The following is a 13937-nucleotide window of genomic DNA, read 5'->3' on the forward strand; positions in this document are numbered from 1 at the left end:
GACGCAGATACCTATAAAGTAGAACAAGCAAGAATTATTGAAGAAGCATTAAAAAGTTTGTGAGCTTTAGAACTAAAAGGAGGAAGTTTAAGTGGCAGAAATTATAGTTCCGGAATTGGCAGAGTCTATTACAGAAGGCACGATCGCCCAGTGGTTGAAAAAACCAGGTGATACCATTGAAAAAGGCGAGTTTATAGTTGAGCTCGAAACAGATAAAGTAAACGTTGAAGTTATATCCGAGGAAGCGGGAGTAGTTAGTGAACTGTTATTTGGTGAAGGAGATACAGTTCAGGTAGGAGAGGTTATTGCAATCGTTGGTGCAGGATCTGGAACACCTGCTGCCCAACCTCAGGCAGAAGAAGTAAAGGTTGAGGAAAAAGCTCCAGATATACCAAAGGCAGAAAATGCACCAATTACAAAGGTTGAAACTACCTCAGACGCAAGTAGACCTATTGCTAGCCCTGCCGCGCGTAAGATGGCAAGGGAAAAAGGTATTGATTTAAATGAAGTGTCTCCTGTTGATCCAATGGGGCGTGTTCGGGTTCAAGATGTATCAGCCCATGGCTCAAAACAAATAGCAGAGCCAGCTAAAATTGTCTCTGCTCCAACAGACGATGGTCGTACGACTCGCGAAAAAATGTCTCGTAGACGACAAACAATTGCATCACGTTTATTAGAGGTTAAACAAAGCACTGCAATGTTAACGACGTTTAATGAGATAGATATGACGAATGTGATGGCTTTGCGTTCTCGTAAAAAAGATAAATTTTTCGAAGACAACAAGGTACGTCTAGGTTTTATGTCGTTCTTCACTAAGGCAGTCGTCGCTGCTTTGAAAAAATATCCTTATGTTAATTCACAGCTGGATGGAGAATACATTGTCAAAAATAACTTCTTTGATATCGGTATTGCTGTATCAACAGAAGGTGGTCTAGTAGTGCCAATCGTTCGTGATGCGGATCGTAAAAACTTTGCAGAAATTGAAGGGGATATTGGCGAACTTGCTAAAAAGGCGCGTGATAACAAGCTAGCTCTTTCGGATATGACTGGTGGTTCCTTCACTATTACAAACGGAGGTGTATTTGGTTCCTTAATGTCTACCCCGATATTAAATGGGACACAGGTTGGTATTCTTGGAATGCATACCATTCAAAAACGACCGATAGCGGTTGGAAGTGAAGTTCAAATAAGACCTATGATGTATGTAGCTCTTTCTTATGACCACCGTGTAATAGACGGAAAAGATTCAGTAGGCTTTCTGAAAATGGTAAAAGAACTGCTCGAAAATCCAGAGGATCTTATGCTGGAATCTTAAGAGGGTTCAGATGAAGTATTAATATTTACATTTTATGTTTGTTAGAGGCTTATTGGATTAATCCAGTAAGCCTTTTTTATTCGTAATTATTTTCTGGGAAATACTATTAGCAGGAACTCTTATATGAAAGGCGAATTACTAGTTATTACATTAGAATGGGAGGGGCGCGATTATGGTGAAAAATATGACTTCTGAAGATTCTATTAAGAGGTGGGACAAATTTGCTGAAATATATGCAGCCAATCATCTGGAGCATGGAGATCCACATAAAGAGGTATATTTAAATCCAACGTTGTTTAGTCTAATGGGCAATGTAAACAACAAAAAAGTACTAGATGCTGGTTGTGGGGAAGGGTATTTAAGTAGACTGATGGAGAAAGCAGGAGCAGCTGTAACAGCTGTTGACTATTCTTCAAAGATGATTGAAATAGCAAAAAGTAGAACAACATCAGAACTCAATATAGAATTTAAACAATCTAACTGTGAAAATTTACATTTTATTATGGAAGGAACTTATGACGTAGTTGTTTCTAATATGGTGATTCAGGATTTAGAAGGTTATCAGCAAGCATTTAAAGAAATTTACCGTGTTCTTCGAGAGGGTGGGATTTTTATCTTTTCTATTTTACATCCTTGTTTTCAAACTCCAGAAAGTGGATGGGAGAAAGGGCATGACGGTAAAAAATTATATTGGAAAGTAGACAACTATTTTTATGAGGGAGCCTATGAGCAAAGAGGAATGGACCAGGTAATCTTCTATCACCGCACATTAACAAGCTATGTAAAAGCCATCTGTAAAGCTGGATTTCTAATAGAAGACATAGTAGAGCCTACCCCATCTGAGGAAATGTTGAAGAAGTACCCATCATTTCGTGAGGATTTTAGAAGTCCCGATTTCATTGTTTTTCGATTGAAAAAGTAATGTTAATCAAGTAGAAGAAATTTTCAAAGCTAACCGAGAACGGTTTAACAGGTTGTATAGTGGGGAGACTGACTGGATATTCTATTAAATAATAATCCCTCTAAATTATTTTTTTCTTTATTAAATTTTTTCTAAACTAATGATTAAACCTAATTTATATACCCGGAAAAAGGGCAATCTCTCATGAGATTGCCCTTTTTTCGGGTTAATCACCTATAAAAACTAGATACACAATTTTATTACGGTACACTAATTTAACTAGTTTTACTCAAACCTTTCTTTTGGCTCTACATATGATAGCAATGTACGAAAATCTATTAAAGGTGTGTAAGTTATGACAAAAGAAAATGATGAAAAACATTTTAATAGACTTGGGGAACATGAACATCGCTCAAATAAAAATAGATATAAACTAACTTCGCAACAATTTCCTATTAGAAGCTCGAGAACAGAATCCGCAAATATAATGCCGAGTGCTTCTGTTAATCGGAACTCTTCTTCTGGATCCACTGGAAATAACAATGTTCGTTATCGAACTTTTAATGGCAAACAAATTAGTCAGTTTTGTAACTATAACCCCAGAAGAGATTTCGGACGTTGCCTTGAATATAACCGCGACGCGATTCCATCTGTTTGGACAAGGAGCCAAGTAGAACAAATTCGAATTAATTCTACTAACGTTGCACCTCTAATTGAAGCCCCATTCCCTCGTATATCAGCAGATTTATGGATATGGGATATGTGGCCGTTAATAGAAAAAGACGGTTCAATCGCAGTGTTACCTGGTGGTTGGCGAGTGTTATTTGCTTTATCTGTCCCTCGTAGTGTTCTACCAGGAAAAAGACATGATGTTGCAAGAATCAGTTACTTTTATTCGAGAAATGGACTTGATTGGATTCAGGGAGGCTATGTCTTTGAAGAAGGCACAGCTTTAGGGTCTAGACAGTGGGCAGGCTCAGCAATGCTTGATGATGATGGTCGTATTTATTACTTCTATACAGCTACTGGCAGAAGAGGAGAAGCTCAAATCACGTACGAGCAGCGAATTGCATTATCGAGCAGTGATTATATTTCTAACTTAGATGGTGTGCAATTAGTAAACTTTGCACCTCATCAAGTAATCCTAGAACCAGACGGTATTCTCTATCAGACAGAAGAACAATCTAGTGGAGGAATAATTTATGCCTTCCGTGATCCCTTCTTCTTCAAAGACCCTGCGACGGGGTGTGAATATTTATTGTTTGAAGGAAATATAGCTGGTACATCAGCAGATGTAGACTGTGGACCTGGAGTTCCAGCAGAAGCTGCAGAGTATACAGGCAATATCGGAATAGCATTACTACGTAATAATAGCTTTTCCAGTTGGGAGCTACTCCCTGCACTTTTAGAAGCAGGATGTACGAACCAACAAACTGAACGTCCTCACATAGTAGTGAGTGACGGACTGTACTATCTGTTCACTGATACTCATGCTTCAACGTTTGCGCCAGGTCTTGTTGGGCCAGACGGATTGTACGGTTTTGTAGCAGGTTCCCTGCGCGGAAATTACGTACCGCTAAATGGAAGCGGTCTAGTAGTTTCTAATCCTCCTTCTGAACCATTCCAGGCCTATTCTTGGCTTGTTTTACCCGACTTTTCAGTCCTAAGCTTTATAGATAATTTTGATTTGCAAGGTATACCAATAGAAGAAGTTGGATTTTTGCCAGAACAATTCCAATTTGAGCATTTTGGTGGGACATTAGCTCAAACATTACAGCTAGGTGTAAGTGGCAGAAATACGGAGATTATAGATGTTTATGAGTATGGACTAATGATGGTATCAGAAACAGAAAGTCCTAAATGCAGAGAATGTAATGATGATTATTCTTCTGAGAATCATCACAGACGTTAAGTAAGAAGAATTATAAATAACATTTGATTATATGAGTGGTAAATTTTTTAAATTAGATTAAATTAGATTTTCGTACAAACCATTCATTTGATTGAATTGAAAATAAGAAAAGGTGAAAATATATGTCAAAAAAAAGAGATATGGGTCAGAGAGTTCCAATCGCTGGGTCAGGTAATGAAATGCTATCTCCAATAACTGGAGGTTCATCTAATAGAAATTTCCCAAGTGCTGCAACTAATTCTGGAACTACTCAGTACAGATCATTTAACAACAATGATATTAAAAGATTTTGTGACTACAACCCACAAAGAGATTTTAAAAGATGCTTAAACCAAAGTATTGACGCGGTTCCTTCGGCTTGGACGAGGGCGCAAGCAGAGCAAATTAGAATTACTGCTTCTAATAGCGCTCCTGTTATACAAGAACCATTCCCTCGAATTTCAGATGATTTGTGGATATGGGATATGTGGCCACTTCAAGAAAAAGATGGTTCTATAGCTGTACTTCCTGGTGGATGGAGAGTTCTGTTTGCCTTATCAGCACCTAGAAGCGTATTACCAGATAACAGACATGACGTAGCGAGAATTGCATACTTCTATTCTAGAGATGGCTTAAATTGGATACAAGGTGGACTAGTTTTTGAAGAGGGTACTGCTTTTGGATCAAGACAATGGGCAGGATCTGCAATCATCGACGGAGGAAGAATCTATTACTTCTATACAGCCTCCGGTAGACGTGGCGAAGCTCAAGTAACTTTTGAACAGCGCATTGCATTAACAAGCAGTAACTTTAGATCCAATTTAGATGGTGTCGAGCTAGTTAACTTCGCACCACATGAAATAATTTTAGAGCCAGACGGAGTGCTTTATCAAACACAAGAACAATCTGAAGCAGGCGGAAGTAGTATTATCTACGCTTTCCGTGATCCTTGGTTCTTTAAAGATCCAGCAACAGGCTGCGAGTATTTATTGTTTGAAGGTAATATCGCAGGAAACAATTTAGACATTGATTGTGGACCTGGGGTGCCAGAGGAAGCAAGACTTTACACTGGAAATATTGGAATTGCCCTACTGCGAAACAATGATTACACATCTTGGCAATTACTACCGGCTCTCTTAGAGGCGGGTTGTACAAATCAGCAGACGGAACGTCCACACCTTATTGTAAGGAACGGTTTGTACTATTTATTTACAGATAGCCATAGATTTACGTTTGCTCCCGGTTTAACTAATGGGCCTGGACCAGATGGTTTATATGGTTTTGTTGCAGGGTCATTAAGAGGGAATTATCAGCCATTAAACTCTGGTGGCTTAGTTATAGCAAATCCAGTTTCTGAACCGAACCAGGCCTATTCTTGGTTAGTGTTACCTGATTTCTCTGTACTAAGCTTCATCGATACATTCGATTTACAGGGAATAACTACAGATGAGCTTGCTAATTTACCTGAATCTTTCCGAAGAGCTCAATTTGGTGGAACTCTTGCGCCTACTCTTCAATTAAGAGTTTCAGGTAGAACAACAGAAATTGTAGCTGAATACGAGTACGGATTGGTTATGGTATCTGAAACTGAAAGTCCAAAATGCTGTAGAAGTGGAGCAGAAAACGGTAATGGTGGATGCGACCATGAACATGAATGCCATTGTAAAGACCGTGGTAGCCATAATTGTAGACATCATCGCAATAGAGATGAAGACCGTGACGATTGTGAAAAAAAACATCATTATAATAGAGATAAAGACCGTGATGATTGTGAATGTAACTATCATCATGATAGAGACAGAGATCATGACGATTGCAGCTGTGATAGAAATGATGATTGTGAATATGATAATTATGATTCTAATGGACAATGTTATAGATGTGGAAAAAATCATAGTAACCCGTCCTATCCAAGAAGTCATAAGTCTTGGAAGGAAGATAACTATTGGAGGGATTCCAAGCATAAACACAATGATGACTGCGACTCAGTAGATGATTGTGCATGCAAGGACAAGAATCATCAGCATGATGATTATGATTGCATCAGCTTCCCTAAGCCAGATAGAAAAAGATTTTACAATGATCCCAACTGCGGATGTAGAAATAGATAAATAACATTTAGCAATACACCGGCTCCTTTCTGGAGTCGGTTTTTTTATAGTTAGGATATATTTTTAAACAATTGGATGTAAAGAGTCTGTGAGTTTTCCCAGACAGAAGTCCAAATTGAAAATAAGAAATGGGATTACTAGGAAGACTTAAAGGTAGTACAAGCCATTATAAAAACGTGTAAGCTATCCATGATCTCAAAAAGTACCACAGATTAATAATTGTAACTGCCAAATCAGTTTTTAGCATTAAACACAAGCATGTAATAAAAATTAACATAAAATAAAATAAATTCAGAAAAATGTATTGACATTCATTTTGAATTAAGTAAAATAAGGATATAAACAAGTGATGTTATGTTTTCTAACATTAAGAGTAAGGAAATGTAACATATCCAGAAAGAGGAGGGGTCAAAATGGAAGATGTAATGTATTTGATGAACAGCTTATGGACCATGGTCGCTGCAATTTTAGTTATTTTTATGATTGGTGGATTTATACTTTTAGAGGCTGGTTCAACAAGAATGAAGAATGCTGGACACGTTGCCGGTAAAACCATTTTTACTTTCGGGTTGGCATCATTAGTATTTTGGGCAGTAGGATATGGTTTTATATTTGGAGGGAATGCTAACTTCTTCGTCGGAATGACAGATTTCTTCTATGCTGGTGGAGGAGAGGATGGAGCGAGTGTTTCTCCTACCGTATTTTTTGTTTTCCAATTAGCATTTGCTGGTATTGCGATAACGATCGCTCTTGGCGGGTTTGCTGAGCGTGCAAAATTGTCTGCTTACGTAATTTTCACTATTCTTTTCGGCATAATCGTTTATCCTGTAATTGCTCATTGGGTTTGGGGAGGCGGTTGGTTAGCTGAACATGGAAAACAAGATTTTGCAGGGTCTACAGTGGTACATTTAACTGGTGCAGCTGCAGCTCTTGCGGCAACTATGATACTAAAACCTAGAATAGGGAAATTTAACAAAGATGGTTCTTCTAATAACTTAGCGGGTCATAACCAAGTTTATACTGCATTAGGTGTACTGATTTTGTGGGTTGGTTGGTTTGGTTTTAACGCGGGTAGTACGGTTTCTGTAGATGCAGCATTCTTTGGGTATGTAGCATTAAATACAGCTTTAGCAGCAGGAGCAGGAGCGGTCGCAGCAACATTTATCTCCTGGGTAGCTTTAGGTAAATCAGATATTCCTACTATTTTAAATGGAGCGTTAGCTGGCTTAGTTGCTATTACGGCATCGTGTGCATTTGTAGACGTATGGGCGTCAGTTGTGATTGGTTTAATAGCTGGGGTACTTGTATTTTATAGTGCACGATTCTTTGAAAAGAGAAAAATTGATGATCCAATTTATGCACTTTCTGTTCATGGAACTGCAGGTATTTGGGGTACTTTATCTACCGGCTTCTTTGCTACAACCGAGCTTGCGACAACAGGGAAACCTGGTTTGTTTTATGGTGGTGGCGTAGATCAGCTGTTAGTTCAATTAATGGGAGTTGCAGCTTGCGGAGCATTCGCTTTCGCCGTATCTTATGCTATTCTGTTTATAATGAAGAAAGTCATGGGTGGTATCCGAGTGACAGAAGAAGAGGAAATAATGGGTCTGGATATGAGTGAGCACGGGAATTATGGCTATCCAGAACAAATGGTTTTAGAGGAAGCGAAAGGTACTAACTAAAACAAATAAATAAACGTCAAAAAGCCTCTGCTTCAGAGGCTTTTTGTATAAAAGGGAGTGTGGTCATGGAAACCTATGAATCCTTAAGGGAATGGAAGGACCAAAATATCATGTCCTATTTGAAAGATACCATCTCTCTCAATGATTTTCATGAACAAGTCATGCAACATGTGATGCATATTGCTAAAAGTAAACTAAAAGAGGAACCGCCGTGTAACTTCACATGGTTTATAACGGGCAGTGGAGGTAGAAGAGAGCAAGGCTTAATCAGTGATCAGGACCATGGAATTGTATATGAAAAGTCGAACGAAGAATATGAGGGATATTTTAAGGTGCTGGGAGAGGAGCTAGCATTCGGGTTGCATGCTGTAGGGTATCCATATTGTCAAGGGAACGTTATGAGTTCTAACCCATTATGGTGCAAGTCTGCGGAGCGCTGGAAAAGTCAGCTTGAGGAATGGATGCGAGTGGAAAGCTGGGAAGCTATTAGACATCTGCAGAGTTTTTTTGATGCTCGTATTTTATGTGGTAATCAAAGCTATATTAATGAGTTAAAGCTTTTTATCTATCAATTTCAGTTGGGTCATCCTTCTTTATTGAGACGGTTTTCTGCCAATATTGAACATGTGAAAAATGTTATAGGACCAGTGGGGCAGATTTTAGTGGAGCAGCATGGTAAGTATCAGGGATGTGTCAACTTGAAATATGCCGCCTTTTTGCCGTATGTAAATGCTGTGCGTCTATTATCCATAAAGGAAGGCATCTATGAGACTTCTACGTTAAGTAGGATTGTTCAGCTAAAGCGGTCAAGTAAATACGAAAAAATGCTACAAAACTGTGAGAGAAATTTCTTGGATTTATTAAAGTATCGTATTTCATTAATTCAAATAGAGAACTATACGGACACTCATTACTTAAGGATTCATAATTTGTCTAAGGAAGAGCGCAAGGAGATTAAGCGAATACTGAAGGATGGAAAAAGGCTTCATGAAGAAGTAATTGCTTTAACTAGTTAAAAAAGGGTGTTGGCGATGGCATTTGAACCATTTATGCAAATATTAAGAGGGCTACAAGGAAAACGTAACAATGTTGGAATTGGTGATATTCAAAATGCTCAGCAAATGGCCTATTTACGTAACTTGGAAAAGGAAATGAATCAACAATATGTACTTGATGTTCCCCTTATGGATTTAAAGGTAGTAGTTTTTGACATCGAAACGACGGGGTTTTCTCCTGAAAAAGGAGATACCATTATTTCTCTAGGGGCAATTAAGATGCGAGGAGAGCAAATAATCGAGGATGATGTGTTTTATTCGCTCATCCACACGAACCAAAAAATACCTGATGCAATTGTTCAATTGACAGGAATTACAAATGAACAGGTAAGCAATGCCGCCCCGCTTTCGGATGTATTCATCAAATTCCTTCAATTCAAACAAGATTGTACATTAGTAGCGCATCATGCTACTCATGAACGAAATTTTATGGAGCACGCAAGCTCAACCTTGTTTCGTAAGCCTTTCAAGCATCGGATTGTAGATACTTCTTTCCTTTTAAAGGTGATAGAGCCTAATTTGAATTTTGTAACGCTTGAAGAGGTGTGTGCTCATAACGAAATTCCTATTATTGGACGACATCATGCTTTAGGGGATGCCAAAATGACAGCTAAGCTGTGGAGTATTTATATAAAAAAAGCCAAAGAAAGCGGCTGTGAAACGTTAAGTGACGTCTATCACCGCCTCGCCAGACTCTAAAAGTGTAGTGGGATTAATATAAGCCTGACAGACTATTAACTGTCAGGCTTATTTTTATTATATGAGAAAAGGATATCTACATAGGTAAATCGAATATATAGTTGTAGGGGGTGGATTGTTTAGTGGAAAATATACTATTATCGGATGGTTGTAATACGATTAATTACTATGAAGTCGGTGATCGACGAAATCCTTTAATTGTTTGTTTACATGGTCTAGCAGGAAATGCACCATATACATTTGATCAGCTTTCTATATTATTGGAGAAGGATTTTCATCTTATTATGATCGATCAACCTGGTCATGGTCTTACAAGTCCACTAAGGAAGGAAAGTGACTATTTATTCTCATCATTGGCTCAGTGGCTTCAAAAAATAATTAGACAAGTAACTGATAAGTCTTTTTATATACTGGGACATTCCTGGGGAGCTGATATTGCACTGCACTACAGTAAGTTTTTCCCGGAGAGTATATTAGGTGTAATATTGTTGGATGGAGGATATACCTTTCCTGTCAATCAACCAGAGATGACATTTGAAGTTGCACTTTCCGGTTGGAATACATATATGGATCAATCTACTTTAGTAGAATGGGAAACAGTTTTAAAAGAATATAAGGAGTACACAAGCAAATGGGATAACCGAAAAGAAAAATATGTTCGAACGTTATTTTATGAGGAGAACAACCTTTTCACTTTAATTCCCTCTAAGTTTACTATTCTTTCTATTATTAAAGCCTTTTTCTCTGAGCCTTTCACAAGTGCCTACCCATACATTCGAGTGCCACTTTTACTTTTGCATGCAACTTTGCCGAGAACTCTTGATAAAGCCCGAGGTCTAGGATTTAAGCAGATAGAAGAGTCAATAAGTGAAGTGGCAATAATAGCTATGGAGAACGCCGGACATATGATTCAATGGGATAAGCCAGAACAAACAGCACTCGAAATTAAAAAATGGGTTATACAACAAAAAAATGAAGAGGAGTTATTAGGATGACAAAGACTACTTTTGCACTAATCGGAACCGGGATAGTTGGAGAACGTATCATTAACCAAATAAAAACTAATCCTAATTGTGAAATTTTATCTGTTTTTGATGAAAATAAAAATAGGCTGAGAGAAGTTGCTGAAAAGTACAAGCTACCGGAAGCCGCTACCCTAGAAGAACTACTAGAAACAAAGCCTGATTGGATTTATATAGGAACACCACCAGTAAGCCACGCGCCTATTACAGAAAAGGCAGCAGCCTACGGATTAAATATTCTATCTGAAAAGCCACTAGCGCACGATGTGCAAGATGGAGAAAGAATGGTTAAAGCCGTGACCAAGGCAAACGTACATACAGCCATGCATTTTCCTTTAATGTACAGCCCAGTTATACATAGTCTACAACAATCCATTGCAGATGGATCGTTAGGTGATATCCTTAAAATTGAGCTACATACATACTTCCCTCATTGGCCTAGAAAGTGGCAGCAAAATGCATGGATCGCATCTCGTGCGCAAGGTGGTTTTATAAGAGAGGTATTTCCGCATTATTTACAACTCTTATATCGTTTATTTGGGAACTTCGAGATAACTGCACATCATACGACATATCCTCAGGATATAGGGCTATGCGAGTATGGTGTCTCTGCTTTGGCAAAAACGGATAGTGACATTCCAATTGTTTTAAATGGCCTATCGGGGATAGGGCAGGAAGAACGATTAGAGTTTAAAGTATTTGGAACGAATAAGGTTATCACGATTAGAAACTGGTCCGAGTTATGGGAAAGTGAATTGGATAAAGAAGCAGTACAAATCACTCCAACTACAGTGCCGGATGGATTAATTGAAGCATGTCATCAATGGAGGGTTGGTGAAAAGTCTACATTAGTTTCCTTTGAAGAGGGTTTGAAGGTACAGGGATGGATTGATGAATTATTAAAGTGATAGCAAAATTGCTATTTCTATGGAAGCAGATGCACATCCTCTAAGAAATAACAAAACTTGTACGTCTTTAATTATTATTGTTTCCACTCTAGTCGGATGCTACTGCTATTTACGATAAAGAGCTACTTTATTGTTTTAAGAGTTTAGGACGTAACTATTAAATTAAAAAACCGTGAAATCTGCAACAAGATTTCACGGTTTTATTTCTTGAAAAGACACTAATTTCTTGTAGAACATCTCTCCATTTATGCTGCTCCTCACAAATACAAGGCTGCTAGAAAAATGCCTAAAGCATCTTCGTAAATTTCATCAAATTGGGTTAGTGGTAGTGGGTTCGTTCCAATGCCTAGCTCGATAGTAAAACCGGGTCTTCTCCAGTCTTGGATAAACCAGTCCTTATACCCAGCGTAGCTATTGGTCGTTTCTATTGGAATGTAGCCGCTCGCTTCACCGAATTGTATTGCTAGAACTTCATTTTCGGGAGGCTGAAGATTTTCAAATCCCCAGTAAATGACTTGACCCTGTGTATGAAAAGGGAGTACTCGAGCGAAATCTCTTCTCCTCGTTAAATCTGCCATTGCGATAGCTTCGGGTTGTGTTAAAGGAGCTTCCCCGCCATAATCTCTTGGTCCTGGAGATTTAGGATTCCGATCTCTTTCTAGCTCCCATAACGCAGGGAATTGATCGTTTAAATCTACACCATTTATATTTGCCTTCCAACCTGAGAAGTTTGTACTTCCCTTATTCCATTCAATCACATTACTTCGATAAGGCTCTTCGGATGGTGGACCATTAATTACTAAATCCACGCCGTCTGGATTCACCATGGGCACTATGGAAAGAAAAGTTTGCTCATATAAAGGTGTAGTTTGAATTCCTCTAATGGTGTTCCCGTTAGTCAGAGAAAGTAAATAGTCATCTAAAAAGGTCATGATGATAGGAGTTGTAATCCATTCATTGGCATGAAAGGAACCATCAAAATGGACGCGTTTGTTTCCATTCCCAACTACTATTTCCTGGAGGTCTTTGCCCATAACAGAGCTGCCAATAGAAGAAGTTTTTAAAAATGGATACACAGTTTGTAGGCGACGAATATCAATGACTAAGGAATTGTAATCATAATTTCTTTTACCGGTGACTACTCTCCAAGTAATTCGTAAAGGGATTTTAATCGTTTGTCCGATTTGTAAAGAGGTTGGGGTAATATTTGGGTTAGCTAAAAGAATGCCCTCTACTGAAATTTTTCTACTCTGTGCAATAGCCCAAAGTGATTCTCCTCGTCTAATTTGATAAGCTAATCCAACATACCCTGGTATTTGAATTTGTTGTCCAATGGAAAGGCTTTGGGGGGATATATTTTGGTTGGAATCGAGAATTAGTTGTAGGGGAATATCAAACAGCTGACTAAAGTAATAGAGGGAATCTCCTTGTCTTACAAAAACATCCATGCACTTCCTCCACTTCTTTCGATTCATCATAAAATTATATGTAATAGAAAAGGAAAGATATGACTTCAAAAGAAAAACGTGCGAATTTAATTTCGCACGCAAAAATTTAGTCTACCAATTTTCTTTTTGCAATTACTATACCGTCTTCGTCTGCATATAAATAATCTCCAGGATGCCAATCGATGCCTAAGAAAAATAGTGGTATATCCACTTCACCTGTTCCTTCTTTTTTACTTTTTAAAGGATTACTCCCGAGGGCTAGAATAGCTATGTTAAGCTCAGTCAGTTCCTTTGAATCTCTCACGCATCCATTAATCACAATCCCGGAAAGGTTTCTATTCTCGGCAATTCCAGCTAAACGGTCTCCCATTAAGGCGCACTTTTTAGAGCCTCCACCGTCCACTACTAGAACGCTTCCAACTGGAATGTCTTCTAATGCTTGATTTATTAATATGTTATCTTCAAAAACTTTAACAGTACAAATAGGACCAGAAAAGCTAGTTTTTTTACCGTAGGATTTAAATTCAGAACCTAGGACTTGGATCTCGCCTGAATATTCATCACATAAATCTGCTGTACTAAATGTCATTCATTTAACCTCCTGGTTTTAAAAAATATATTTCTACCAATTTACTACTTATTTAAAATATTTGCAAAAATTTAAAAGGAATAGTTTTCAAGACAAAAAAGCGACTGATAGGGTTATCCTACCAGTCACTTCATGTTATTTTTTCATATGTCTAATTTTTTCTTCATCTGGTGTAACGAACAAAGTAGTTTGTTCAAAGTAAATGACAAAGCCGGGTTTCGATCCATTTGGCTTTTTCACTTGTTTGATTACTGTATAGTCAACTGGCACTGAAGAAGATTCACGGGCTTTACTAAAATATGCTGCCAGGTTTGCT

Annotated in this window: 11 protein-coding genes and 1 pseudogene; 9 read left to right on the plus strand and 3 right to left on the minus strand. The window is 38.1% G+C overall.

Annotation, left to right across the window (positions count from 1 at the left end; all coding sequences use genetic code 11):
* Positions 1–91: 91 nt before the first annotated feature.
* The 9 genes from odhB to AC06OU_RS07845 all read left to right on the plus strand — a co-directional run bounded on the left by odhB (position 92) and on the right by AC06OU_RS07845 (position 11584).
* Positions 92–1315 (plus strand): 2-oxoglutarate dehydrogenase complex dihydrolipoyllysine-residue succinyltransferase, encoded by a 1224-nt coding sequence (gene odhB / locus AC06OU_RS07805; RefSeq protein ID WP_475855062.1) that lies wholly within the window; start codon positions 92–94, stop codon positions 1313–1315.
* 172 nt (positions 1316–1487) lie between these two features.
* Positions 1488–2237, plus strand: coding sequence for a class I SAM-dependent methyltransferase (locus AC06OU_RS07810; protein WP_475855063.1), 750 nt, complete (start codon positions 1488–1490; stop codon positions 2235–2237).
* 334 nt (positions 2238–2571) lie between these two features.
* Positions 2572–4128, plus strand: coding sequence for a glycoside hydrolase family 68 protein (locus tag AC06OU_RS07815; protein ID WP_475855064.1), 1557 nt, complete (start codon positions 2572–2574; stop codon positions 4126–4128).
* Between the two features lie 122 nt (positions 4129–4250).
* Entirely contained in the window at positions 4251–6218 is a 1968-nt protein-coding gene (locus AC06OU_RS07820; RefSeq protein WP_475855066.1) for a glycoside hydrolase family 68 protein, read from the plus strand.
* 413 nt (positions 6219–6631) lie between these two features.
* Positions 6632–7900 (plus strand): ammonium transporter, encoded by a 1269-nt coding sequence (locus tag AC06OU_RS07825; protein ID WP_169358538.1) that lies wholly within the window; start codon positions 6632–6634, stop codon positions 7898–7900.
* Between the two features lie 65 nt (positions 7901–7965).
* Complete coding sequence (locus tag AC06OU_RS07830) at positions 7966–8916, plus strand: DUF294 nucleotidyltransferase-like domain-containing protein (RefSeq protein WP_475855067.1); 951 nt, start codon at positions 7966–7968, stop codon at positions 8914–8916.
* Positions 8917–8931: 15 nt separating this feature from the next.
* Complete coding sequence (locus AC06OU_RS07835) at positions 8932–9654, plus strand: exonuclease domain-containing protein (protein WP_475855068.1); 723 nt, start codon at positions 8932–8934, stop codon at positions 9652–9654.
* 122 nt (positions 9655–9776) lie between these two features.
* Positions 9777–10649, plus strand: coding sequence for an alpha/beta fold hydrolase (locus AC06OU_RS07840; RefSeq protein ID WP_475855070.1), 873 nt, complete (start codon positions 9777–9779; stop codon positions 10647–10649).
* Positions 10646–11584, plus strand: coding sequence for a Gfo/Idh/MocA family protein (locus AC06OU_RS07845; protein ID WP_475855072.1), 939 nt, complete (start codon positions 10646–10648; stop codon positions 11582–11584). Before AC06OU_RS07840 ends, AC06OU_RS07845 begins: the two co-directional genes overlap by 4 nt.
* Positions 11585–11841: 257 nt before the next feature.
* On the opposite strand, the gene AC06OU_RS07850 is transcribed toward AC06OU_RS07845, so the two are convergent.
* From AC06OU_RS07850 to AC06OU_RS07860, 3 genes and pseudogenes are all read right to left on the minus strand, one after another.
* The gene (locus AC06OU_RS07850) at positions 11842–13032 is read right to left on the minus strand and encodes a M14 family metallopeptidase (RefSeq protein WP_475855073.1); all 1191 of its coding nucleotides are present in this window, start codon (positions 13030–13032) and stop codon (positions 11842–11844) included.
* A gap of 106 nt (positions 13033–13138) precedes the next feature.
* The gene (rraA, locus tag AC06OU_RS07855; protein WP_342566835.1) at positions 13139–13621 is read right to left on the minus strand and encodes a ribonuclease E activity regulator RraA; all 483 of its coding nucleotides are present in this window, start codon (positions 13619–13621) and stop codon (positions 13139–13141) included.
* Between the two features lie 135 nt (positions 13622–13756).
* Positions 13757–13937, minus strand: a pseudogene (locus AC06OU_RS07860) (hypothetical protein); the annotation flags it as partial.

Source organism: Psychrobacillus sp., assembly GCF_056205495.1.